The organism is Acinetobacter sp. ANC_7511 (genome assembly GCF_056779975.1).
Map to the genome: position 1 here is coordinate 1 of NZ_JBWYIY010000006.1, position 25,824 is coordinate 25,824.

21 protein-coding genes are annotated in these 25,824 nt (G+C 40.4%); 11 read left to right on the plus strand and 10 right to left on the minus strand.

Annotation, left to right across the window (positions count from 1 at the left end; genetic code table 11):
• The first annotated feature begins 498 nt into the window (after nt 1-498).
• The 5 genes from AC1M9L_RS05065 (at nt 499) to AC1M9L_RS05085 (ending at nt 4,579) form a co-directional block, all read left to right on the plus strand.
• Nucleotides 499-1,473, plus strand: coding sequence for an MlaA family lipoprotein (locus AC1M9L_RS05065; protein WP_481591515.1), 975 nt, complete (start codon nt 499-501; stop codon nt 1,471-1,473).
• Nucleotides 1,474-1,590: 117 nt separating this feature from the next.
• Nucleotides 1,591-2,559: an RsbU family protein phosphatase GigA gene (gene gigA / locus AC1M9L_RS05070; RefSeq protein ID WP_035268527.1), complete on the plus strand. Its 969-nt coding sequence runs from the start codon at nt 1,591-1,593 to the stop codon at nt 2,557-2,559.
• Nucleotides 2,560-2,671: 112 nt separating this feature from the next.
• Entirely contained in the window at nt 2,672-3,178 is a 507-nt protein-coding gene (gene gigB, locus AC1M9L_RS05075; protein ID WP_035268529.1) for an anti-anti-sigma factor GigB, read from the plus strand.
• A 38-nt stretch (nt 3,179-3,216) separates the two neighbouring features.
• Nucleotides 3,217-4,044 (plus strand): carbon-nitrogen hydrolase family protein, encoded by an 828-nt coding sequence (locus AC1M9L_RS05080; RefSeq protein WP_481587539.1) that lies wholly within the window; start codon nt 3,217-3,219, stop codon nt 4,042-4,044.
• Between the two features lie 109 nt (nt 4,045-4,153).
• Nucleotides 4,154-4,579 carry an organic hydroperoxide resistance protein gene (locus tag AC1M9L_RS05085; RefSeq protein WP_481591516.1) on the plus strand — a complete coding sequence of 142 codons (426 nt, stop codon included), beginning with the start codon at nt 4,154-4,156 and terminating at the stop codon, nt 4,577-4,579.
• Nucleotides 4,580-4,807: 228 nt separating this feature from the next.
• Here the strand turns inward: AC1M9L_RS05085 and gspE are convergent, their stop codons facing one another.
• Entirely contained in the window at nt 4,808-6,295 is a 1,488-nt protein-coding gene (gene gspE, locus AC1M9L_RS05090) for a type II secretion system ATPase GspE (protein ID WP_481588729.1), read from the minus strand.
• 99 nt (nt 6,296-6,394) lie between these two features.
• On the opposite strand from gspE, the gene AC1M9L_RS05095 reads away from it, so the two are divergent.
• Together AC1M9L_RS05095 and AC1M9L_RS05100 are read left to right on the plus strand one after the other, a co-directional pair.
• Complete coding sequence (locus AC1M9L_RS05095) at nt 6,395-7,213, plus strand: hypothetical protein (RefSeq protein WP_092768367.1); 819 nt, start codon at nt 6,395-6,397, stop codon at nt 7,211-7,213.
• Nucleotides 7,214-7,222: 9 nt separating this feature from the next.
• Entirely contained in the window at nt 7,223-8,140 is a 918-nt protein-coding gene (locus AC1M9L_RS05100; RefSeq protein WP_035268545.1) for a mechanosensitive ion channel family protein, read from the plus strand.
• Nucleotides 8,141-8,169: 29 nt separating this feature from the next.
• On the opposite strand, the gene AC1M9L_RS05105 is transcribed toward AC1M9L_RS05100, so the two are convergent.
• On the minus strand, nt 8,170-10,881 hold the full coding sequence (locus tag AC1M9L_RS05105) for a DUF2339 domain-containing protein (RefSeq protein ID WP_481591517.1): 2,712 nt from the start codon (nt 10,879-10,881) through the stop codon (nt 8,170-8,172).
• Nucleotides 10,882-11,041: 160 nt separating this feature from the next.
• On the opposite strand from AC1M9L_RS05105, the gene polA reads away from it, so the two are divergent.
• A complete protein-coding gene (polA, locus tag AC1M9L_RS05110) occupies nt 11,042-13,801 on the plus strand; it encodes a DNA polymerase I (protein ID WP_481591518.1) in 2,760 nt (919 codons plus the stop codon).
• 78 nt (nt 13,802-13,879) lie between these two features.
• On the opposite strand, the gene AC1M9L_RS05115 is transcribed toward polA, so the two are convergent.
• The 5 genes from AC1M9L_RS05115 to ppx form a co-directional block, all read right to left on the minus strand.
• Nucleotides 13,880-14,428: a YggT family protein gene (locus tag AC1M9L_RS05115; protein WP_481591519.1), complete on the minus strand. Its 549-nt coding sequence runs from the start codon at nt 14,426-14,428 to the stop codon at nt 13,880-13,882.
• Nucleotides 14,429-14,451: 23 nt separating this feature from the next.
• Nucleotides 14,452-15,282 carry a pyrroline-5-carboxylate reductase gene (gene proC / locus AC1M9L_RS05120; RefSeq protein WP_035268555.1) on the minus strand — a complete coding sequence of 277 codons (831 nt, stop codon included), beginning with the start codon at nt 15,280-15,282 and terminating at the stop codon, nt 14,452-14,454.
• A gap of 21 nt (nt 15,283-15,303) precedes the next feature.
• Nucleotides 15,304-16,656, minus strand: coding sequence for a tRNA lysidine(34) synthetase TilS (tilS, locus tag AC1M9L_RS05125; protein WP_481591520.1), 1,353 nt, complete (start codon nt 16,654-16,656; stop codon nt 15,304-15,306).
• Nucleotides 16,593-17,417, minus strand: coding sequence for an acetyl-CoA carboxylase carboxyltransferase subunit alpha (locus AC1M9L_RS05130; protein ID WP_035268558.1), 825 nt, complete (start codon nt 17,415-17,417; stop codon nt 16,593-16,595). The genes tilS and AC1M9L_RS05130 overlap by 64 nt, the downstream gene beginning before the upstream one ends.
• A gap of 67 nt (nt 17,418-17,484) precedes the next feature.
• On the minus strand, nt 17,485-19,005 hold the full coding sequence (gene ppx / locus AC1M9L_RS05135; RefSeq protein WP_035268561.1) for an exopolyphosphatase: 1,521 nt from the start codon (nt 19,003-19,005) through the stop codon (nt 17,485-17,487).
• 269 nt (nt 19,006-19,274) lie between these two features.
• Between ppx and trxA the strand changes: the two genes are divergently transcribed.
• The 3 genes from trxA (at nt 19,275) to AC1M9L_RS05150 (ending at nt 21,875) form a co-directional block, all read left to right on the plus strand.
• A complete protein-coding gene (trxA, locus tag AC1M9L_RS05140; protein ID WP_035268564.1) occupies nt 19,275-19,601 on the plus strand; it encodes a thioredoxin in 327 nt (108 codons plus the stop codon).
• A gap of 319 nt (nt 19,602-19,920) precedes the next feature.
• Nucleotides 19,921-21,189: a transcription termination factor Rho gene (gene rho, locus AC1M9L_RS05145; protein WP_035268567.1), complete on the plus strand. Its 1,269-nt coding sequence runs from the start codon at nt 19,921-19,923 to the stop codon at nt 21,187-21,189.
• Nucleotides 21,190-21,590: 401 nt separating this feature from the next.
• Nucleotides 21,591-21,875 (plus strand): hypothetical protein, encoded by a 285-nt coding sequence (locus AC1M9L_RS05150; protein ID WP_035268570.1) that lies wholly within the window; start codon nt 21,591-21,593, stop codon nt 21,873-21,875.
• A gap of 141 nt (nt 21,876-22,016) precedes the next feature.
• Here AC1M9L_RS05150 and AC1M9L_RS05155 read toward each other — a convergent pair whose 3' ends face one another.
• The 3 genes from AC1M9L_RS05155 to pheS form a co-directional block, all read right to left on the minus strand.
• Nucleotides 22,017-22,313, minus strand: a complete 297-nt coding sequence (locus AC1M9L_RS05155) for an integration host factor subunit alpha (RefSeq protein ID WP_035265376.1) — start codon at nt 22,311-22,313, stop codon at nt 22,017-22,019.
• Complete coding sequence (gene pheT / locus AC1M9L_RS05160) at nt 22,310-24,691, minus strand: phenylalanine--tRNA ligase subunit beta (protein WP_481591521.1); 2,382 nt, start codon at nt 24,689-24,691, stop codon at nt 22,310-22,312. The genes AC1M9L_RS05155 and pheT overlap by 4 nt, the downstream gene beginning before the upstream one ends.
• A 120-nt stretch (nt 24,692-24,811) precedes the next feature.
• Complete coding sequence (gene pheS / locus AC1M9L_RS05165) at nt 24,812-25,792, minus strand: phenylalanine--tRNA ligase subunit alpha (RefSeq protein WP_035265373.1); 981 nt, start codon at nt 25,790-25,792, stop codon at nt 24,812-24,814.
• Nucleotides 25,793-25,824 lie beyond the last annotated feature (32 nt).

Here is a 25,824-nt window from a genome sequence, read left to right on the forward strand (position 1 = left end):
AATTTCTACCAATTATCAATGATAATATATATCGATCAATCAACCAGTAAAAATCCACACAAGTTGTTCTTCATAATCTCTTAATGATCTTCTTAATGCTTCGTCAGCATCAAGCTAGGTCGGCTATATTACCCTTTCTTTTCAGAAAGTCAACTAGCAATGTTAATTTATTTTCTAACTTATTCTCAAAACTTAGATCCAACCTATTCAGCTAAACCCTTGTTTTTCAACAAGTTTTAATCAACATCACCGCCGATGGATGTGCATTCTACAGTATTCCTCCCCCAATGCAACCTCTTTTTTAAAATTTAATTATATTTTCTTAACAAGTGATTATATTTTCTACAAAATCACTCTTTTTTCACGGTTAATTCACATTTTTTGTGCAAATATACTTTAGTAAACTGCTTTCAACTCTCGCTATAATGGCGTTATTCTGTTCGTACTTACTATTTATTTAATAAGACTAATATTCAGCTTTTATTCTAGGATGTTTTTATGCAGTACTCTCAACTTATTTGGGTCAGTATGTTAAGTATTGGTTTAGCAGCACCCGCTTACGCCAAACAACCTGAGATTGCAGGCAATAAAATTGCTGACGATACTGCATTATCAACATCTGATAAGTTGTCTACCTCAAATGATAATAACCAGCCTTTAAACAACGATATTGCTAAGGCTTCACAACCAGCTTTAGAAAATTCAGTTAACACCAATGGATCTATCAAAGATTTAAAAAATTTAAAAATTGATAATTTCAAAGTCAATGCAACAGCAGCATTACCTGAAAATGAAAAAGATCCACTTCAACCTTTAAACAGACAAATCTACGCATTTAATGATGTTGTCGATCAAAATGTCTTGCGCCCCATAGCCGTGCAGTACGCTGATAAAGTTCCAGAACAAGTTAGAGATTCAGTACGTGGCTTCCGAGACAATTTGGGTGAGCCATGGAATGCTGTAAATCAGGTTGCTCAAGGTCGCTTTAAACGTGCCGCACAAACGTTTGGTCGTTTTACATTAAATACAATTACAACGCTTGGTTTCGCTGATCCTGCACGTCGCTTATCTCTCCCAATGGAAGATGAGGATTTTGGAACTACTCTAGGCTATTACGGTGTCCCTTCTGGTCCTTACCTCGTTCTTCCTTTTATGGGACCAAGCACCCTCCGTGATACTGTTGGTCGCGTAGTGGATAGTCAGGCACGCCCTCAAAAATATTTACTCGATGGTCATGATCGCATCTATTATAGTGACTGGGCACTTAGCGCATTAGATACACGTGCTCAACTTTTAGAGATTGAACAAGTCTTGCAAGGTGACAAGTATGCAGCAATGCGTGATGCCTACTTACAACGAAAAAACTATGTTATTGCTGAAAAACGCGGTTTAGAAACGGGTTCTGGACTATTTATTGAAGATGATTTTTCAGATGATGAATCCTTCATGGATGAGTCTATGGAATCCGAATAGAAACCATATGCAAGTTAAAGTCTAAATCTTCTGTTTTTAGACTTTAACTTGGCGTTCGATATAAGTTCGTCTAAGATAGTTTTATAAATAAAGCATTTAGGATTGATTCTTTCATCTATGTATTTCATTCAACCCACTCGTGACATCCATCTTCTAGATAGCGTTCTAGAGGCTCTGCCGAGTTTACAAATGATTCATATAGATGATCTTCATCTTTACGATTCAACCATCATTGCCATTAGTGATGTTAATGATTTTCTGCAATATAAATGGACCCTCCCTACGATCGTGATAGGTCATGCAGATGAGGGACTTCAACTCTCGCAAGCATGGGAACTTGGTGCACTCGCTGGCTGGATTTGGGATCGTCTTCCAAAAGACCTCGCAAAATCGATTGCTAAAATTGAAGCAAAATACAAACGTAATCAGGACAGCCGCGACCTGCCCTCCGCAGCCGAATTACAAAAAAAACTATTACCCAACCCAATCGACCTACTTAATTATAAAGTCGAGACTTTATTTCAACCGTCAGCTTACTTATCTGGTGATTGGTATGATTATTGGAAACTCAGTGATCGTGAAATCTTATTTTATCTCGCTGATGTTTCTGGACATGGTGTAACAAGCTCACTTCTTACCTCTTGGATGGCTGCATTTCACGGTAGATCGAAAACCCCACGAGAACTCCTCAAAAAACTTAATGGCATGCTTTTACAAGAGAACATCGAAAAGCATATTACAATGATTGCAGGCACATTGAATCTAGAGACCCACCAGCTTAAGTGGTCAAGCGCAGGGCATTACCCTCCAGCAATTATCTTTGAACCTAATCAGGATGCTCGCATCCTCAACACCAGCAGCTTTCCCTTAGGTCTTACTGAAGATCTCGAAATTGAAGAGTTTGAATGTACGTTGAATCGTGGAGCTCGTTTTATTATTTGCTCAGATGGTGCACTTGAACCTTTTGATGGTGGATTGAATGAACAATTCACACAATTGGTCTATCACTTGCAAAATCAATCATTCGAAGTTCCTGAACATGTTGCAGATGATATTGCAATACTCAGCTTCCAACGTCTAAATTAAGTTAATAATCAATAGTGTAGCTGTTTATAAATCGATCTACGACTGAAGACTACTTGAGTATCGACTTGCGCTATGTGATAATTTTAGCATCCTTTCTGCAAATGGCATTTATATGTCAACAGGTCATGTTGAATATGCAAGCTTGGATGGTACGCACATTTTCAAACTCATTGGAGAAGTGCGCGCTCAATCTTGTATAAGCCTTGATAAATTATTATCTCGGATTGAACAACAACAAAACGTCGTAGGCGCAATTGTTGATTTAACCCAAACTACATTCATAGACAGTACTGTGCTTGGAATCCTCGCAAAACTTGGATTAAAGCTCAAACAAGTGCATCAAGTTCAAGCTGTTATGTTATCTACTAACCCAGATATCACTACACTTGCGAACAGTATGGGTCTTGGTCAGGTTTTCGTAATTTTAAACTATTGCGGAGATCCGAATGTGTGCACGCGCGCTTTATTGGACGAACACATCACACATAATGCAATGCTTTCAACTGTATTAGATGCTCATCGTACATTAATGAAATTAAATGCTGATAACCAAAATATGTTCGAACCTTTGGTTAAACAATTAGAACAACAACAAGATACCATCGATCACAGCATCTGATATTCTCTTAAGCATACTGAGCGCTTAAGGAGAACCTCATGACAACCTTACTTTCTGTCACCCAAATGAACTCCCAAAATGATATTGAAAATAACTTTCAAGTCATTGAATCATTGTTAGCAAAAAGTAAGAATCAAGGGGCCTCCTTGATCGTTTTCCCGGAGAATTTCGTTTGTTTTGCGGCAGGCAAACAGCGTGAGACTGCTGAACGATTTGAAGAAATACAATCTCGTTTAGAACAACTTGCTCATCAATATCAAATGTGGATTGTTGCTGGGACACTCCCCTGTCCTTTTCGCCCAGACGGCACCATTGTGCCAGATGGTCGTGTCAGAACAACCAGTCTTTGTATTAGCCCTGAAAAGACAGAAGCACGTTATGACAAGATTCATTTATTCGATGTTCAAGTCGGTGATGCGGTAGGTGGATATCAAGAATCTAAGTTTTTTGAACCAGGTGATCAAACCGTCATTGCTAAAACTCCATTTGGCAATATTGGTTTAATGGTCTGCTATGACCTTCGTTTTCCTGAACTTGCTTTAAAGCTGCGCGCACAAGGCGCAAATATTTTAACAGCACCTTCTGCTTTTACTTACACGACAGGTCAAATGCACTGGCAATTACTTTTACAAGCTCGTGCCATGGATAGTCAATGCCAAGTTTTAGGCTCAGCTCAACAAGGGTGGCACGGTGAAAAAAGACAAACCTGGGGTCACTCTGGTGCTGCGAATTCTCGTGGTCAATTGTTAGATATCATCTCTGAAGAAGGTGCTCAAATGATTACAGTTCCGTTTGACATCGATGAACAGAAAAAAATTAGAGAATCGATGCCATTAATTCAGCATCGTAAACTTATTCAGCTTTAACCTGCTCACACATAAAAAATTGAATACCAAGCTTTACAAAATTACCGCTTATCATTCCTTTTAAATCAGAGAGTATAGATATTCACCTATACTCTATCTGGAAGGAATCATGTCATTAGAAAAAGTTGTTTATACCGCACATGCAAAAGCTACTGGTGGGCGTGATGGTCGTGCTACATCATCAGATCAAATTTTAGATGTTCGGCTCGGTGTACCAAAAGAAATGGGTGGTCCCGGTGGTGGAACAAATCCAGAGCAATTATTTGCTGCTGGTTATTCTGCATGTTTCTTAGGTGCGATGAAATTTGTTGCCAACCGCGATAAATTGAAAATCACACCAGATGCTTATATTGAAGGTGAAGTGAGTATTGGTCCTATTCCAACTGGTTTTGGAATAGCAGCCACTTTAAATATTCATCTGGAAGGCTTGGATAAAGAGCAAGCTCAAAAGCTAGTAGATGCTGCTCATATCGTTTGTCCATATTCAAATGCAACACGTGGCAATATTGATGTGACCTTGAATGTGATTTTTTGATCCAGTTGTTTCAATCCTAAAAATCACGCTGATATGCATATTGCATCTCAGCTTTTTTAGCGTTGTAGGTTAAGTTCATGTTAGAACCTATTTAAAATCAGTTGTTTAACCATATAAAAGAAGCCCTTTCATCTCCGATTGGGCTCTTTTGTTGAATCCTCAGCTTTCGGGCTTAATTTCAAATCAGCGCTTCTTCGTTTTATCGAGAATTATTAAATAATCTCTGAATCACTCCGCCGCTTCGTTTGTTACTCGAAGTACTTCCTCTAATGTACTCTTACCTTCAAGCACCTTTCGTAATCCATCATCACGTATCGAACCTGACTGCTGGCGAGCATAGTTTTCAACTTCAAACTCTGCAGCATTCCCGTGAATCAGACGGCGCATTCCATCATCAACAGGGACGATTTCATAAATGGCGGTACGACCACTAAAACCTGTATGCGCACAATGTTCACACCCCTCTGGTTGAGGCAGATTGAGCGCAATACCATCATGGACATTCTTAAAAATTTCTTTTTCAAAGTCATCCGCGGCACGCCAACTATGACAATGCGAACACAAAGTACGAACCAATCGTTGCGCAATCACACCAATTAAAGAACTCGACAGAAGAAATGGCTCAATTCCCATGTCTTTTAAACGCGTCACTGCACCAATCGCAGTATTGGTATGCAACGTCGACAATACCAAGTGACCCGTCAAAGATGCTTGCACAGCAATTTCTGCAGTTTCTAAATCTCGAATTTCCCCCACCATCACCACATCGGGATCTTGACGAAGCATCGCTTTCAATGCACGCGCAAATGTCATATCCACTTTAGTGTTAACCTGAGTTTGTCCAATACCTTCAAGTTGATATTCAATTGGATCTTCCGCGGTCAAAATATTCTTAGATCCATCATTTAAATCCGAGAGTGCAGCATAAAGTGTCGTCGTTTTACCAGAACCTGTCGGTCCGGTCACGAGAATGATACCGTGAGGACGATGCACTAATTGGGTTAATCGCTCGTAATCATCTTTCATCAGACCCAAATGGGTCATATTTAAACGACCTGCTTGCTTGTCTAAAAGACGCATTACTACGCGCTCACCATGTGAAGAGGGTAAAGTCGAAACACGGACATCCACCTCACGACCAGCCAGTCGTAAAGAGATACGACCATCCTGAGGAATTCGCTTTTCAGCAATATCAAGTTTTGCCATTACTTTAATACGTGAAACTAACAATGGGGCAAGTTCACGACGTGGTTGCACGATTTCTCGAAGTTGCCCATCAACACGTAAACGAACCGATAACTTTTTTTCAAAAGCTTCAATATGTATATCTGATGCACTCACTCGAATGGCTTCGGACAATAATGCGTTAATCAATCTAACAATCGGAGCATCGTCTTCCTGATCCATCAGATCTTCTGCTTCAGGTACTTGATCGGCTAAACTTAACAAGTCAGGATGATCTTCTAAACCAGCAGCCACTTGCTGAGACTCGCCTGTCTCGCCAGCATAACTTGAACTGAGTAACTGACTAAAATCTTGTTCAGTCGCCAATTGATATTGGGCTGTACGCCCCACGTAACGGCGTGCTTCTTGCAAAGCAACCAAAGCTGTATCTTGACGACGGACAATAAAAACTTGATCCCCTTCATAACGCAACAAAACGCCATGCTTTTTTGCAAAACTATACGGTATTTGTATTTGTTTAAGTACTTGCATAAGGGATGATAATCATGATTAAAATTACCTCGAGTGTACTCTAAGCATTTGACAGCGTGAAGACAGTTTTTTAATGAATTTATTTAAGGATATTCCCTATTGTCTCTAGATCAGAAACTTGAGCAAAACCCTTCAACTTTAAGGTGGTGGGGTGAGCAGCATTTTGAACTCAATCAAGTGCGTGCTTGGCAATTTGGTTCATTGCTCTTTCGACTCACTCGTGGCTTACAAGAATGGCGCATGGAGTACTACCGTCCTCAAATTCAATACGACTACGAACAAAAGTGGCAGGAAATGGATGACCCCCATTTTTCATTTCCTCGTCCAGTACATGTTGAACGTTATATGTTCAGGGAAACTCACCCTAAAATTCAATTGATACCACGTCTTGCAGATCGATCTGTGGTGATCCGTCCTGTAGACCCAATTTACATTCCAGCTGGTCAACGTGGCACGCTTTATATTAGTACCCCTCTGTGGCTTTCAGGTTATGTCGAAAGTCAAAAGACCCCATTATTCGATATACCGGTCATTATGCCTAAAGATACATGGTTCGGTCCTGATCAACGCAGTGGTGAAATGTGTTACGCCACTTCAGTCGATGGTCGCACAGAACTCAAACAACTTCGTCCACGTGCATTTCGTGCGGTCACTCCAATTGACTTTCACAATGTCAGTGGACATCAACTCCGTTTCGATCGAATGAATGTACCTGTTCCTGCCCTGCCTTTGTTTTATAGTGAAAGTACAGAGCGATTATGGACGTCACAAATTAAAGTCATTCACGAAGGGATGGATCGACCAGCACGTATTCGTATTGAAAATCGCACCCCACCATTGGCAGGTGATGTAATTTATGTCAATCCAGCACGTGCCCCAGGTAGTACTTTATTTAACATGTTTGATTCATTCTTCTAAGGGGGGCATATGGCAGATAGTCTTACCGGCACCATTGCTGATAGCCTCAAAAGTATATTTACCAATATCAATACGGATCGCTTAACTGAAATTATTATTGCGATTGTGCTTTGCTTTATTGGATTCCTTTTTGCTCGAGTCGTTTCCAATACTTTTGTTAGAACGATCGGCGCCAAATTTAATGCTCATCAGCGTTTGGTATGGCGGCGCGGTATTTTTTATTTTATTTTCCTCATCTTTGTGATGGCGAGTTTAAAAGAAGCAGGTTTTAAATTAAGTGTATTTCTAGGTGCTGCTGGTATCTTGACCGTAGCGCTGGGTTTTGCCTCCCAAACCTCTGCGACGAACTTGATTAGCGGTTTATTCTTGATTGGTGAAGGTTCTTTTGAAATTGGTGACACCATTCAAATTACGTTAATTCGTGGACATACCATCGAAGGCGAAGTGATCTCCATTGATTTACTGTCTGTGAAATTACTGACTCAAGATAATGTCTATGTCCGTTTACCTAATGAGCAATTAATTCGTGCTCCCGTACACAACCTTTCTAAATTCCCGATACGGCGCATCCCCATTACACTTGCAATCAACTTTCATGAAGACATCATTAAAGTACGAGAAGTTTTATTAAAAGTGGCAAACAGCTATCCTTTAGTGTTAGCAGATCCCAAACCTGCTGTAACGGTAACCGCATTCCGTGAATCTTCAATCGAATTGTTATTCGCCATTTGGTGCCAACAGGAAAACTTTTTAAAAGTGCGTGATGAAATGCAAGAGAGGATTCGAAACGGTTTTGTTGATCACCATATTGAAATTCCTGTACCTAAAATGGGTTTTGTTGATCGCCCTCCACAACCCTCGTTAACAGATGAGGAAATAGACCAATACGCCAATGCTAAGGAAATCAAAAGAGAGCCTAAATTATAATGAATTAAGGTTAATGCTTGATCTCAGGATCAAGCATTAGTCTCTTCTACTCGTTTTTGCTCTGGCGCTGGAGCGATGTACGCAATAATCAACATTAATCCTCCCGCGCCTAAAAATGATAAAACTCGACTTAGAGTGCCGATATGGGATAAATCTAACAACACCAACTTAAAAGTCACGATCGCCAAAATACTTGCACCAAACATCCATACCACTCGATTATGGATGATAGCGGCATATTTCATCACAATGAATGCCATGACCACCCACAATAATGTCAACGCCAATTGCACTGCAGAATCTTGCCAAATGATCCACTGGTTATAAGGTGTAGCAAAATAAAAATGTAAGGCTCTAAGAAGTACATAACTACTTACCCATAGCACAGCGAGTAAGATCAAGAATGCGCCAAGTGTTCGCTCTAGCCCCATTCTGATTTGACTGCGAAGCACCTGAATAAGCACCCACAAACCAGTCAGACTGACGAAATCAATAGGGTTTAAGATTGGGATAAAATATTTCCAAAAGGGTTCTACCACCCAAATTTGTGAGCTGACAATCCAGCACAACAATAAAATGAGGCTAGTCTTAGTTAACCAAAGCTTATTCAAGTCTTTTGTTTTAGAAACACTATAGCCATAAAGTATCAAAGGTAAAAGAACAGCTCCCATCATAGGTGACATTGAAACTACACCCACACTGGCACAAGCTAAAGAAGCGAGTCCACCAAAGGCGATCCATTCATTTTCGTACTGAGCATTTGAAATTGGTTTTAACCACAGATAGCTCAGGCCCAAGCAAACCAAGATAAACAAGCCTTGCTCACCAAATGACTGCCAGACGATGACTCCTTGAGTGTATTGATCGATCAGCATAATAGCTGCGAACACTACAATAGGAATCAGCCCCAACCATTTTGGTAATAACCATGACCATGAGACTACTTGGCGCGGTTGTAAGACTAAATTAGCAGCAAAATAAATCGCAGTTGTGAATGCAAGTGTGTAGATTAATCTCATCGGTTCACTAAAACTTTCCACACCTTGATAAAGCAGTAAAAGACTCGCAAAAAAAGAAAAAATAGACAGGAAAATTTTATCTGACAGTGTCAGCTGTTTTTGATAACGCATGACAACATTGGAGACCACAATCGCAAGGATATAACTTAGACCTAGTAACCATGGGATGATATTTGGAATTGATGCTAACTCGATCAAATAGTATACATACGAAAATAATCCAACTGTTAACAACGCATAACCTAATGTTCGCCCTACCCTAAACTCACGATGCAAACCCCACATTAAAATAAGCAGTCCTTCAAAAATCCACCCGATCACACTCCATACTTGTGGGATAAAGATCGGCGGGACAAAACTTAGAAAAATAAAACCTAACATTAAATAATTTTGTTTAATCGCCGTATCAAATTTCGCATGCTGCACAACTTTAAAAATCGCAAAGTGAGTCAATGCAAAACCCAAACACAAGGCAATTTGAACCGATGTTTGATCTAAATACATGAGATGTAAAAATGCATATGCGACCAAGGGACTGACATACATCAATGCGGAGTCAATAATACGCTGACCTAAATGAGCTTGATTTTGATGTGTAGCGAGCTGGTTAAATCTGAAACCCAACCAAATAAATACACTCGCATGTGCAATAACTAGACAGGATAAAACGAATCTCTCTGCAACACCGCCATTCAAAAAGGCATAACCACCACCGATAACAATAATGAGCAGCAACGCTATTTGAGTGAGTATTTTCCATGGATGTAATGTACAAATTACACCTACAACACAATTGACCGCTAGATAATAAGACAGTAATTGAGCTGAGGAAAAATCTGCATGAGGTAATGTGAACGGTGCAATATAAGCAACCAAAACTCCCATCAGGGAAAGCTCCACTGACCGCTGTTTTAAAATCAGCATGACCAACGACAGCATGCTCAAGCTGTAAAGCGTAATCGTATTAATGAGATTTAACAGATTATACTGATAAGCAAATAGAATACTTAATAACAATCCCGCAAAACCCAGTCCTTGTAAAGCAAGACCAAAGCCGCGGTTTTTTTTCTGTATATGATAACCAAAGGCAACACATATGACGGCGATGACAGCAACAGCCAAAAGTTTGATTGAAAGACTTAAGGTCCAATGTTCAACCATATATCTCAATAATAAGACGACCCCAATCACTAGGACGGTAATCGCAACTTTGAGAACAGGATTCCCATGAAAGATCCATCGTCTGATTTGCATCCAAAAACCCAAATCATGCTGCTGATTTGTCTGGATTCCCTCTGAATCTTGTAAAATACTTGTGGTGCTGGTCTGATCGTCTCGATCTAGTTTTATTAGCTTTTCCTGCAAAGCACCGATTTGAATTAATCGTCCCTCAAGTTGGCGCAACCAGTTTAGAAAAAAATAAATCCAGAGTGTTAAACCTAATCCAACCAACCATGTCCAATCGAACAAGCTGCCAATTAGTGCAAGAAATGACGAAATATATAAGGGCAATCGTGATGTATTCTGCTTCGAATAATGAGTCTGTTGCTCAATGTTGGTAAGCGGTTTTTCAACATGATGGGCATATTGCATAACACTTATGATCAATGCAGCAACACATAAAAACGTAATGATCGGCAACGCTAGAACCCAAGCACTGATCGCTACTATGATGAGTAGCATCAACCAAATCATTTTTATTTCACTATGTTGCTTCAGCATACACATCATTCCTTTTTAACTAGATTGATGATACCTCAGCAAGAATTGGCATTTTGCGTTTTTCATCGCATATTCTGTACACTTGATTGCAAATCTTGTATCAGCGCAACTGCTGAAAATCACGTACAATAAAAAAGTTAATTGGATTAGGAACGTTTCAATGCCACCATTTGTCTTGGTCGATGGGTCATATTTTTTATTTCGTGCTTATCACGCACTACCACCGCTAACGACGTCAACAGGTTTACAAACCAACGCAATTCGCGGAGCTATTTCTGCTATCCAAAAATTAATGCGTCGTGTTCAACCTACACACATGGCTGTCATTTTTGACACACCTGAACCAACTTTCCGTCATCAACTTTCCCCAATATATAAAGGGGATCGACCGAGCATGCCTGACGAACTCGCTCAACAAATTCCGTATTTACATAATTTAATTCGTGCTTTAGGTATCCCACTCCATGCCATACCTGGTGCGGAAGCCGATGATATCATCGGTACGCTGGCAAAACGTGCAGAAAAAGAAGGCTATCAAGTCTTGATTTCCACAGGCGATAAAGACATGGCTCAATTGGTCACGGACAAAGTGACACTTGAAGACAGTTTTAAAGACAAGCCCATGGATGTGAATGGCGTTTTTGAAAAGTTTGGTGTTTGGCCGAACCAAATTATTGATTATTTAACCCTCATGGGAGATGCCTCTGACGGCATCATGGGCGTTCCTGGTATCGGGGCAAAGACTGCGGCTAAACTGCTGAATGAATATGGTTCAATAGGCGGAATTCTTGAAAATGTCGATAAAATTAAAGGCAAAGTAGGCCAAAATATTAAAGACAATGCAGATGGTATTGCGCTAGATAATCAGCTAGCAAGTATTGTTTGTGACTTAGACATGAATCTGACCTACGATGATCTTAAACTCCGAGATCCAAATGTTGCAGAGTTACGTCAGCTTTACACCGAACTTGAGTTTAGAAATCAACTTCAGTCTCTAGATCATCCCAACAATCCAAATAGTGCTGCGTATAAACAATCAAGTCAAGTTATCGCAAAACCGAGTACTGCAACATCGAAAATCGAAGACCAAGCGGTTCAAACTAGTGTAGATGATCAGCTTGGCGAGGCAACTTACCATACCGTTTTAACACCAGCGGATTGGGAAAAACTCTTTCAAAGATTGACTACTGAGAAACGCTTTGCTTTCGATACTGAAACCACAAGTTTAGATTATCGTGTTGCAGAGATGGTAGGCTTCTCTGTGGCATTTGATGCCCAAGATGCATATTACGTTCCGCTTGCTCACGATTATGAAGGTGCTCCAGAGCAATTGGATCGCGACGCTATTCTTGCGCAAATCAAACCAATTTTAGAAAATGCTGAGATTGAGAAGATTGGTCATCATTTAAAATATGATGCTCATATTCTCGAAAATCATGGAATTCATTTACAAGGCTGGTACTTTGACACCATGCTTGCCTCGTACGTGCTCAATGCTGTGGCGACGCGCCATGGTATGGATGACGTTGCGCGCGTTTATCTTAGCCACTTAACCACCACTTACGAACAAGTGGCGGGCAAAGGTGCTAAACAAAAAACCTTTAATCAAATTGAAATCGAAACAGCAGCTCATTATGCCGCTGAAGATGCCCATGTAACCTATCGTTTGTATGAGGTATTGGAGCGTAAGCTTAAAGAAATCCCAGAGCTTCTCAATATTCTTCATCAAATCGAAATGCCGACAGCTGCAGTTCTGACGACGATGGAAGAAAATGGAATTCAGCTCGATTTGAGTTTCCTCGATCAATTGGGTCAAGAATTTTCTAATACAATTCTAGAGTTAGAAAATCAGATTATCGAAATCGCTGGTCAACCTTTTAATGTCAGCTCACCTAAGCAGGTGGGTGATATTCTTTTTGATAAGTTAGGTTTAAAAGGTGGTAAGAAAACTTCAACAGGTCAATACAGTACTAGCGAAAGCATTCTTGAGAAAATTGATCACCCGATCGCTGCACTTATTTTAGAATATCGTGGCTTGTCTAAATTAAAAAGTACCTATACTGACGGTTTAATCAAACAAGCCAATAACGAAAGTCATCGTGTTCATACCAGCTACCATCAAGCTTTAACCGCAACTGGACGATTATCTTCTACTGATCCTAATCTTCAGAATATTCCAATTCGCGAAGAGATCGGTCGTCAAATCCGAAAAGCTTTTGTTGCACCTGAAGGTCGGGTTTTACTTGCTGCCGATTACTCACAAATTGAACTACGTCTTATGGCACATTTTTCACAAGATGAGGCTTTAGTTGACGCGTTTAATCACGGCCAAGATGTTCATCGCCGTACTGCAGCAGAAGTATTAAATATTGCTTTGGATGATGTAACCAATGATCAACGTCGCCAAGCCAAGGCCGTCAACTTTGGATTACTTTATGGCATGTCTGAGTTTGGTTTAACACGTCAATTGGGATTCACACGCGAAGAGTCTCAAAATTACATTAAACAATATTTCCATCGCTATCCTGGCATTTATGAATATATGCAACGCACACGACAAGTCGCATTAGAACAAGGCTTTGTTGAAACCATTACAGGGCGACGCTTATACACACCAGATATCGATGCGCGCAATATGATGATTCGAAAGGCAGCTGAACGCGCTGCAATTAATGCGCCTCTTCAAGGTTCTGCTGCGGAGATTATAAAAATGGCAATGATCGAAGTAGATAAAATTTTACCTAAAGATCAGGCCAAATTATTATTGCAAGTTCACGATGAATTATTGTTTGAGGTAGATGAAGCGATCGCTGACGAGATCGCTATTAAAATCGCAGATGCAATGCAAGGCGTTGTTCAACTCTCTGTGCCACTTGTTGTTGAAGTCGGCAAAGGGAAAAACTGGGGCGAAGCGCACTAATTTCTAAGATTCTTAGATTGTAAAAAAGGACTCAAATGAGTCCTTTTTTATGAGATTGTTTAAATCCGCAATTTAGATTTAACCAATTGATTTCAACATGATTTCAGCAATATAAAGTGTAAAAAATGCAAGGATAGGAGAAAGATCAATCATCCCTAAATTTGGCATTACTTTACGGAATGGTGCCAACATCGGTTCAGCTAATTCTTGAATCACTTCAATATATGGTGAACGTGTTTGTGAAAACATCAAAATCCAACTACATATAATGTAAGCAAACAGCAAATATTTAAGAATTGAAATTAATGCCTGCAACATTGAAAGTACTGTTGAACCAATAAAGTACAATGCATCGCCTGTTGGTAAGGAATTTAAATATTTATAGCCAAATACCTTAAGAAAATACAACAACACGATCAGCACTAAAGCTGCTAGATTTACACGCCCCTGTGCCACAGTTGGCAAGATTCGCCCAAACACATCTACAATTTTAGTTGCTTTCACTGTCGATAGCACAACAGGGTTATATGGACTGACTGCCGCCAATTGCATTAAAAAACGGAAAAATACCAATAAAATCGCAACATTAATGATAATGTCAAAAAATAGCGCAGAGTTCGCACCCATACTTCAATTTTCCTAAAATTTAATTATTTAGAACTATCACTTAATTCCTGAGCGAGCTCCTGACTGCGTTTTTTTGCAGCCGCAAGAGCAGCTTGAATATTCTGTGAAATTTGCGCTCGATCAAAAACTTCCAAGGCCGCTTGAGTTGTACCATTTGGTGATGTCACATTTCTACGCAGTTCAGATGGCGTATTAGAACTGGTGATCGCCATTTGTGCAGCACCGAGAGCTGTTTGTAGCGTTAATGCTGTTGCAGTTTTCTCATCCAAGCCTAAATTTTTCCCAGCACGAATCATACTTTCCATCATATAGAAAAAGTACGCTGGACCTGACCCCGATACCGCAGTTACTGCATCAATTTGCTCTTCTGAGTTTACCCAAAGTGTTAAGCCTGTTGCAGCTAAAATCTGACTTGCCAATTCACGCTTTGCTTGGTCAACAACGTCATGAGCATATAAACCATGGGCACCTGTTTGAACCAATGCAGGTGTATTAGGCATGACACGAACGATAAACTCCGTCCCCGTTAATGCAGCAATCGTTGCAATTTCAGCTCCTGCTACAATCGAAACAATTAACTTATTCTCAAATTTATCTTTTAACGGTTTAAGAACTTGTGCCAGTACTTGTGGTTTCACCGCCAGAACAACAACATCAGCATTTTGGATCGCGTCTTCATTATTGTCTGTAACTTGAATTTCTTTTTCTTTTAATAACTCTCTCACACGTTCTACAGGATCGGAAACTGTAATACGCGTTGTTGGTAAACCACGACTAATCAACCCTCCAATTAGGGCTTGAGCCATATTACCACCACCAATGAAACAAATATTACAGTTTAACGCAACACTCATGAACGACTCTCAACCTTGATTTTATAGCGATGAAACTAACTTTGGCTGCCAACCACCGACTTCACAATACTCTGATTCAGCCAGCCAAAACCCTTTTGGCGTGAAAACACCAAGCATAACATTATCTAAGCTTAAAATTTGAATAGTATGACGCTTCCATGGAAAAATTTGTGCCTCTTGAATTGCTTTTTTTAATGGCCATTTCCCCACACGTCCATGCAAATGGACTTTTTCCCCACCTTGACGATAATGCAATGTCAAAGGCTGATTTAAAAGTTCTGTACGCAGACCATACTCTTCCTGATGTTGGCAGATCTTAAATTGACCCGAAGCTAAATTTACAACTTGCTGGATTTCAAATTTTATTTCTGAATCAGTTGTATTCGATTCTGCTAAGTATTCATCCTTAGCAACTCGATATAAGATGTTTTGGAAACGAACATAATATTGTCCATTCCAATGCAATGCTGCTTGTGCATCAGGTTTCGCCAAAATAACTTCTTCAGTCAACCGCTCTACCATCTCAAATGCAGGACGGTATTGATCCTTACCTTTCATCCAATTGGATAAAAGTTGTCTTCTTCTTGCTAAACTTAATTGATTGAGTTGTCGTAAATCTAGATGATCATCATCGCCACAGAACGCCAAATCTTGCTGTAAAACCTCTTGCAAAATTTCATCCGCATCTTGCATCAGCACACTAGTTCTCACAATCGCCTGTTGCATTTTAGGGAATCGGCTTTGCAAAATATTCCAAAGCTCATGACGGCACCAAGCTCGATCATAATGCGTATCAAAATTGGTCGGGTCATCCACGTAGGGCAATTTGAGTTGTTCTACCCATTGGCAAATCTGCTCACGACTTAGATTCAATAATGGTCGCCAAATAATGATGTCTTCACGTGAATCTAATAATTTCATCGCGGACAACCCCTGTATTCCAGCACCAGAGAACAAACGTAATAATACGGTCTCAGCTTGATCCTGCTGATGATGTGCCAGTACTAAAATATCTGTGTCGGATAAATGATGTTTAAAAGCTTGATAGCGTGCTGCTCGAGCTTGCTGTTCCAAATTCCCCTCAGCAACTTGAACTGTCTCGAGAACCACAGGGATGTGCGCTGCTATACAAAATTGATGGACGAATTCAGCCCATTCCTGATTTGCAGATTGCAACTGGTGGTTAATATTAATCGCACGGATTTTTTGGGGAATTAATTGAGACATGATATACAGCAACAGCATGGAATCCATGCCGCCACTGCATCCCACTAAGAACGTGTGTTCATCACCAAATTTGGCAATTTGTTTTAAGAAGCTAGACCTGAATTGTCGCTGCCAAACTTCATTAAACGTTGGTAACGTGCTTCGCATCTTGCATTTGCATCCATTGGAACAAGCTCATCAAGTGCAGCTTGTAACACATGTTTTAATTTATCCATGACTACGTCTGGCTGAAGATGAGCACCCTCACCTTCATCTACAACATACTCAACAATACCAAGTTCTTTCAGTTTATCCGCAGTGAGTGCAAGTGCTTCACTCGCTTGCTCAGCTTTTTCAGCAGTTTTCCAAAGAATTGAGGCACAACCTTCAGGTGAAATCACAGAGTAAATACTGTGAGAGAGCATAATCACACGATCTGCAACGCCAATGCCTAATGCGCCGCCAGAACCACCCTCGCCTAGAACAGTCGCGATGACAGGTACTTTTAAACTTGAGAGCTGAGCTAGGCTCGTAGCAATTGCTTCTGCTTGTCCACGCTCTTCAGCACCAACACCAGGGTATGCACCCATGGTGTCAATAAATGTGAAAACTGGAAGATTAAAGCGTTCAGCCATATCAAGTAAACGCTGAGACTTGCGATAGCCTTCTGGATTACTCATCCCAAAATTATGCTGTAACTTTTCACGTGTACTACGACCACGATGTTGACCAACCACCATCACAGCCTGACCATTAAAACGCGCTAAACCGCCAACCATTGCACCATCATCACCATATAAACGGTCACCATGAAGTGCATCAAATTCTGTAAAAATTTCGCTCACATAATCTAAAAATTGTGGGCGATCTGGATGACGCGCAATTTGAACCGTTTTCCATGCTTTAGATTGAGCAGCTTTATTTTTCATAAGTCGATGAATATCCCTAAATTAACTATAACGTAGTTAACTAATAAAATTCGTTTATCAGCTTTTGTTAGCCAATAAATTGTTCCGACTGAATATTCAAAACGATATCCCAATGTTTAAATTGCACCTGCTCATCATGCAGCTCTGCAACCAACAAAGGCCATTGTTTTGCATCACCAGAAACTTTCAGTTGCCATTGTTGCTCATCTAATATCTTTAATTCAATGGCAGGAAGCATCTCATCGCTTCGGCTGTGATTCAGCAAAATTGCGAGACGAAGGAGCAAACATAGATAGACAAGTTTAATTCCACCGACTTTCGTCACATCATTTTTTGCTTCAGCACGCAATTTACGGCGATGATGAGCGACCAAATGTGACAAATGATTTTGATCAATTTGTGAAAAACCAGCAATGTCAGAATGCTGAAGCAAATATGCGCCATGACGATGATAACCACTATGACTAATCGCTAAACCTATTTCATGAAGATAAGCAGCTCGACGTAGCAAATCACTATCGTCATTATTTAGACCAAGCGTTCCTGCCACGCTATCAAATAATTGTTGAGCCGTTTCAACAACACGTTCTGCTTGTTTTTGATCAGCACCATAACGCCCCATCAAGGCTTGTACGCTACGATCTCGAATATCTTCATGCTGGAAACGCCCGAGTAAATCATACATTACACCTTCTCGTAAGGCGCCATCTGAATAGACCAGTTTATCAACTTGAAGAACTTCAAATACAGCGTATAAAATCGCAATACCCGCAGGTAGGACTGCACGACGATCTTCCTTAAGACCTTCAAATTCCATGTCTGAAATATGTTTGTATTTGAGTAATTTATCTTTAAGTTTTTCCAAGCCTTCACGCGTCAAGTTTTCCTGATCATCGCTCCAGCCCATATTTACCGCAATTTGACGACAGGCTTTAATGGTTCCACTTGAACCAACAACAGTATCCCATCCTGCCGCACGATAAGTTGTCGCGATACCCGAGATTTCTTTGCGTGCAGCAGTCACCGCACGATCGAAAGCTTTTGGATTAATATCGCCGTCTGCAAAATAGGCCTTCGTAAATGCAACACATCCCATTTGCACGGATTCAGTATGAATCGGCTCAAACTCTTCACCAATGATTAACTCAGTCGAGCCACCACCAATATCAATCACCAAACGGCGACCGCTGTTCGCCATAGTATGTGATACACCTAAATAAATTAAACGTGCTTCTTCACGACCAGCAATAATTTCAATAGGTTTAGGCAGAATTTCAGCTGCTTTTTGAATGAATTCATGCCCATTTTTAGCTTGGCGCAACGCATTGGTGGCGACAATTCTTAAGCGATTGGATTGGACTGAACTTAGGCGCCCTACAAATCGAGCTAAGCATGCTAAACCACGTTGTTGAGCAGCTTCTGTCAAATTTTTATTTTCATCTAAACCTGCGGCCAATTGGACCTTTTCAGACATCGATGCGACTTTTTTTACCTCACCATGATCAACTCGAGCAATCGCCAAGTGGAAGCTGTTTGAGCCCATATCAATGGCTGCAAGGAGTTCTTCATCAATCAAAAAATCAGACATTGTTGCGCTAAGTTCAACCAGAATTGTGCCTAGATTAATTCACATAACTGTAATTTAAAAGCCATTTATTTAGTCAATTTAACGACTATTTAAAAAATCATCATATATGACAATTGTGTTACACCGATCATGGAAATCGTGAGCATCAATTAGACATTTACAGAATTTAGTCCGAAAATAAACCCTATCCCCTACTTTGTTAAAGTGGTCTATGTAATACTTATATACATAGATAGACCGTTTTCAAAAAATTATTCGGAGCAAATTCCATGTCTGCTAATATTGTTAATACAACTGATGCTAATTTTGAAGCTGACGTTTTAAATTCTGACACGCCAGTTCTTGTTGATTTTTGGGCAGGCTGGTGTGCGCCATGTAAAGCTATTGCTCCTGTACTTGAAGTTTTAGCAACTGAATACGAAGGTAAGGTTAAAATCGTAAAAGTTGACGTAACTTCATGCGAACAAACTGCTGTAAATTACAATATTCGTAATATCCCAGCTTTATTGATGTTCAAAAATGGTGAAGTTGTTGCTCAACAAGTTGGTGCAGCTCCTAAATCTAAACTTGCAGCTTTTATTGAAGAAAATATCTAATTCTTTCAATTTTAATTGCCTTGAAAGCGTCAAATTTTTGGCGCTTTTTTTGACGGTAAAATTGACAAAGAGCCATATCTCACTTATATTGCATGATCAAGAAACACTTGGACAATTTCTCCTCGTTTCTTACAATACACAAAACATAAGATCGCCGCTCGGCTAAAGAAATTGTTTACACATTTCTCCTCGAAAGAACTTACTAGATTCTGAGTTTGTTATTGTGCAAATCAATTGCTGCTCTTTTCTTGCACTGCGGATGTCTTTTGCTTCTATTCTATCTGTGTTCCACACTTCCTTTTTATTCAATCGACCATTTATGAACTTAACTGAACTCAAGAAAAAACCGATAGGCGAACTCATCAAAATTGCTGAGTTCATGGGCCTTGAAGGAATGGCACGTAACCGTAAGCAAGACATTATTTTTGCCATTTTGAAACGCCATGCTATGAATGGTGAAGAAATTTTCGGCGATGGTGTTCTTGAAATTCTGTCTGATGGTTTCGGTTTTTTACGTTCTGCAGCAGGGTCTTACCTTGCGGGTCCAGATGACATTTATGTCAGCCCTTCTCAAATTCGCCGCTTCAATTTGCGCACTGGGGATACGATTACAGGTACGATTCGTCCACCAAAAGAAGGCGAACGTTATTTTGCACTTTTAAAAGTGAATCAAATTAACTACGACACGCCAGAAAACTCTCGCAATAAGATTCTTTTCGAAAACTTAACGCCTTTATTCCCAACTGAACAATTAGTGATGGAGTTAGGAAATGGTTCGACTGAAGATTTAACTGCGCGTGTTGTCGATTTAGTTGCTCCAATTGGTAAAGGTCAACGTTCAATAATTGTTGCACCACCTAAAGCTGGTAAGACAATGTTAATCCAAAACATTGCTCAATCTATTGTTCGTAATAATCCTGAATGCTTCCTAATCGTTCTTCTCATTGATGAGCGCCCAGAAGAAGTAACAGAAATGGAACGTACCGTTCGTGGTGAAGTTGTTGCTTCAACATTTGATGAATCACCTGCACGTCACGTTCAAGTCGCTGAAATGGTGATTGAAAAAGCGAAACGTTTGGTAGAACACAAAAAAGACGTTGTTATTTTGCTTGACTCAATTACACGTTTAGCACGTGCATATAACACGGTTATTCCATCATCAGGTAAAGTTTTAACTGGTGGTGTTGATGCCCACGCTTTAGAACGTCCAAAACGTTTTTTCGGTGCTGCACGTAATATCGAAGAAGGTGGTTCACTTACGATCATTTCTACTGCTTTGATTGAAACTGGCAGTAAAATGGATGAAGTAATTTACGAAGAATTCAAAGGTACAGGTAACCAAGAAATTACGCTTGATCGCCGTATTGCTGAGAAACGTGTATTCCCTGCGATGAATATCAAGAAATCTGGTACACGTCGTGAAGAACGCCTCATGGATGAAGATAAACTTCGTAAGGTTTGGATTTTACGTAAGCTTCTCCATCCTATGGATGAACTTGCTGCGATGGAATTCTTACTTGATCGCATGAAGGAAACCAAGACCAATGATGATTTCTTCGATCAAATGAAACGCAAAGCTGCCAACTAATACGCAAAAGGCCATCATTTACTGATGGCCTTTTATTTGGGTTGACACCATTTACATAAATACACAATACCGACTTTTGAATGTAACTTTTCTTGCAAGTATGTGATTTTTATCATCTTGTATTTTAATTCCCTTTATTTTTTAAGTATTTACTTAGTATTTATCCAATTCAAAATGCAAAAATGATTGTAATTTTCTGTTAAAAATAGGGTCAAATTTCTCATTTTTTAAGCATTTTTTCATTTCGCCTAGTAGTAATTCAAAATACTCAGTGATAGCATGTCGGCATACCAGTTAGGCTGCTCCATGCGTTATTAACCTTACTAACGTTAGGAATAATAAAAGCACACAACAGACTAACCGGGTTTTTTGTCTCAATTTATTTTAATGAGAGTGATGCCATGTTATTCAAAAAAATTGCTATTGCTGCTGCCGTTGCTACTACTTTAGCTTTCGTTGGTTGTGCTAAAAAAACTGAAGAAGCTGCTGCTGATGCAAACGCTGCTGCATCTGAAGCTGTAGAAGCTGCTTCTGAAGCTGTTGTGGCTGCTGACGCTGCTGCTGTTGAAGCTTCTTCTGAAGTTGCTGCTCAAGCTGACGCTGCTGCTGCTGAAGCTACTGATGCTGCTGCTGAAGCTACTGACGCTGCTGCTGACGCTACTGCTGCTGCTTCTGCTGCTCAATAATCTAAAGTTTAGATTATTCGAAAAAAAGAGAACCTTTGGTTCTCTTTTTTATGCGTTGAATTTTATGAATACGCATAAAGTTAAGAGCATAAAAAAACCTGAGCTGAGCTCAGGTTTTTTTAATGTTATTTGATCAAGCGATTAATCAACTTGCTCTGTCCCTACACGCTGTCTAAACTTTTGACCAGCACGGAAGGTCACTACACGGCGTGCAGAAATAGGAATCTCCTCACCTGTTTTTGGATTACGCCCTGGACGCTGACGCTTGTCACGCAGTTCGAAATTACCAAAACCCGATAATTTGACATGTTCACCTGCAATTAATGCCTGGCTAATTTCATCAAAAAACAACTCAACCATTTGTTTAGCTTCACGACGATTTAAACTCGTCAGCTCACTCAAATGATCAGCCATTTCTGCTTTTGTTAATGCTGTCATGAGGCCCTCAATGTCGCTTGGTAAGTGTTTTCTAACACTTGTAAAATATTATCCATACCAGATTTAATTTCAGCATCCTCAAGCGTGCGACTCGGATGCTGCCATAAAAGTGCAAACGCCAATGAACGTTTACCCTCTTCTACACCTTGACCCGTATACACATCGAATAACCAAGAAGAATCAAGTAACTCTCCTCCAGTTTTTTCGATAAGTTGCTGAATTTCACTAACATTAATCTTATCACTAATTAAAACTGCAATATCACGTCTCACTGAAGGAAATCGTGATAATTCTGTAAAATTAGATACATAAGTTTGCAAAACAGACGATTGATCGAGTTCTGCTACCCATGTCGTTGCGAGATCAAGCTCATCTTCAAGCGATGGATGTAAACGACCAATATAACCAATCGATTGTCCGTCCACTAAAATTTCAGCAGATTGACCTGGATGTAACCATGAACGCTCTGAACGCACATATTCTACTTGAACTCGCCCAGCCGCCAATACAGCCTCAATTTCACCTTTAAAATCGAAGAAATCCATTGGCTGAGGTTTAGCATGCCAAGATTCCTGATTCTTCGCACCTGTTGCCACAATCGCAAGTGTAGGTATTTGCTTAAGATCATGAATACTGGTGGCTTCTTGATAATCAAAACGTAAGCCAAGCTCAAAGAAGCGTACGCGACTTTGTTGACGATTAACGTTGTATTGGACACAAGGAATTAAGCTTGAAAGTAAAGTCGAACGCATTACCGCCAAATCACTTGAAATTGGATTTGCCAATGCCAAAGGATTTACACTTGGATTTAACTGTTTTTCAAGTTTTAGATCAGCAAAACTAAAGCTGATTGCCTCTTGATAACCAAGAGCAACCAAAGTTTGACGTAATTGTGCAACTTCAAATTGATCTTGGTATTTTGCAAGTTTCACATCAATCACAGGCAAGCTGATTTGAATGTTGTCATAACCATGAATACGCGCAACCTCTTCAATTAAGTCTTGGTAGATTGCCATATCATAACGATGTGATGGCGGTACGACAGACCATTGACCTTGTGCTTTAATTGCTACCTGACAACCTAGACGTGTTAACGCATCAGTAATAAAGTCAGAGTCAACTTTATAACCAAGAAGTTGATCAACTTGCGCCTGCTCAAGCTCGATTGCTTCTCGTGTTGGTAATACTGCTGGATTTTCTGCTACCGTAATTGGACCAAATTCACCACCTGCAAGCTCAGAAATCAACTGAGATGCACGGTGCATTGCGATCATTGGAAGTTCGAAATCTACTCCACGCTCATAGCGCTGAGACGCATCTGTATGTAAACCGAAGCTACGCGCACGACCTGCGATATGAAGCGGTGCAAAGAATGCTGATTCAAGGAAGATTTCAGTCGTTGCGTCTGTCACCGATGAAGACAAGCCACCCATGATGCCCGCAATTGCTAATGCTTTTTCGTCATCTGCAATCACCATCACGTTGTCTTGCATTTCAACTTCTTGCTCATTCAAGAGAACAAGTTTTTCACCTGCAGTTGCTTGACGAACGTGTACCGCACCTTGAACTTTACCACCATCAAATGCGTGAAGCGGTTGACCCAACTCCATTAATACATAGTTGGTAATATCAACCAAGATACTGTGCTGACGGATACCAGAACGAGCCAGTGCACGCTCCATCCATTCAGGAGTTGGCGCTTTGGTGTTGACGTTTTTGATCACACGACCTAAGTAACGTGGGCAACCTTCAGTAGATACAACGACCTTCTTTTCATCAGCAATCGTTGCAGCCACTTCTTTAATTTCAGGCGCAGTCACGGGAACTTGGTTAATCACACCAATTTCACGTGCAATCCCACGAATACTGAAACAGTCACCACGGTTTGGTGTGATACTAATATCAATCACGTTGTCATCAAGGTCTAGATATTCACGTACGTTTACACCGACTGGCGCGTCCGCGGGAAGCTCGAGTAGACCGTCGATTTTATCTTCTAAATCAATTTCAGATGCACCGCACAGCATACCCTGTGATTCAACACCACGAAGCTTACCTTTTTTGATTTTAAAATCACCTGGCAATACTGCACCGATGGTTGCTACGGGTGCTTTCATTCCTGCACGTACATTAGGTGCACCACAGACGATTTGTAATGGTTCACCCACACCAATGTTGACAGTCGTTACACGTAAACGATCTGCATCTGGGTGCTGTTCTACCGTAAGTACTTCACCTACAACCACACCTGTAAATGGTTTTGCAGCAGGAGATAAATCATCTACCTCAAGGCCAAGCATGGTCAGTTGGTCAGATAAAGTATCGCTATCGATGGCTGGGTTAACCCATGTGCGTAGCCAATTTTCGCTAATTTTCATTGATATAAAACCTGTAATTCAAATCTCTAGAATCCTCCCTCTAACCCCCTTTGCTAAGGGAGAGAACCCCAAATGATTCTGTGGAGTTCCTCAAGTTAGGAGAGGATTTAATAAAAAGTTTTAAGCAAACTGGCGTAAGAAACGCACATCATTTTGGTAGAACATACGCAAGTCGTTTATGCCATAACGAAGCATTGCAAAACGTTCAACACCTAAACCAAATGCAAAGCCTTTGTACTTGTCTGGATCAATACCCGCTGAACGAAGAACATTTGGATGTACCATGCCACAACCTAATACTTCTAACCATTTTCCTCGCTCATCCATGATGTCGACTTCAGCACTTGGTTCTGTGAATGGGAAGTAAGATGGGCGGAAACGTACTTTCAAGTCTTTTTCAAAGAACTCATTCAGCAAATTAACCAATAATCCTTTTAACTCAGCAAAGCTCGTATTTTCTGCAACGTACAAACCTTCAATCTGGTGGAACATCGGAGAATGTGTTTGGTCTGAGTCACAGCGATACACACGACCTGGACATACAATACGAATTGGTGGTTGCTGTGTTTCCATCGTTCGAATCTGTACACCAGAGGTATGCGTACGAAGCAAATGGTTTACATCGAAGTAAAAGGTATCGTGCATTGCACGCGCAGGGTGATGACCAGGAATATTTAATGCCTCAAAGTTGTGATAGTCATCTTCAACCTCTGGACCAGTCGCAACAGAAAAACCTGCTTTCGTGAAGAATTGACAAATACGCTCTTGTACTTGGGTCACTGGGTGGATACTGCCCACCTGTTGACCACGACCAGGCAACGTGATGTCGATCTGTTCACTTGCTAATTTTTGTTCTAGTGCAGCTTTTTGTAATGCAGTTTGACGCTCAGTTAATGCGCCATTAATCGCTTCTCGAACTGAATGAATCTGCGCACCAAAAACCTTACGCTCTTCCGGATCCATTTTACCCAGTGCTTTCGATTGTTCAGCAAGCTGGCTTTTCTTACCCGTAAATTGCACTCGAACCTGATCGAGTGTTGCAAGGTCTTGAGCTGCTGCAATGGCAGCGAGCGCTTCAGTGGTCAGGGCTTCCAGTGACATAGTAACTCTCAAAGCAACAAATATAAAAAATA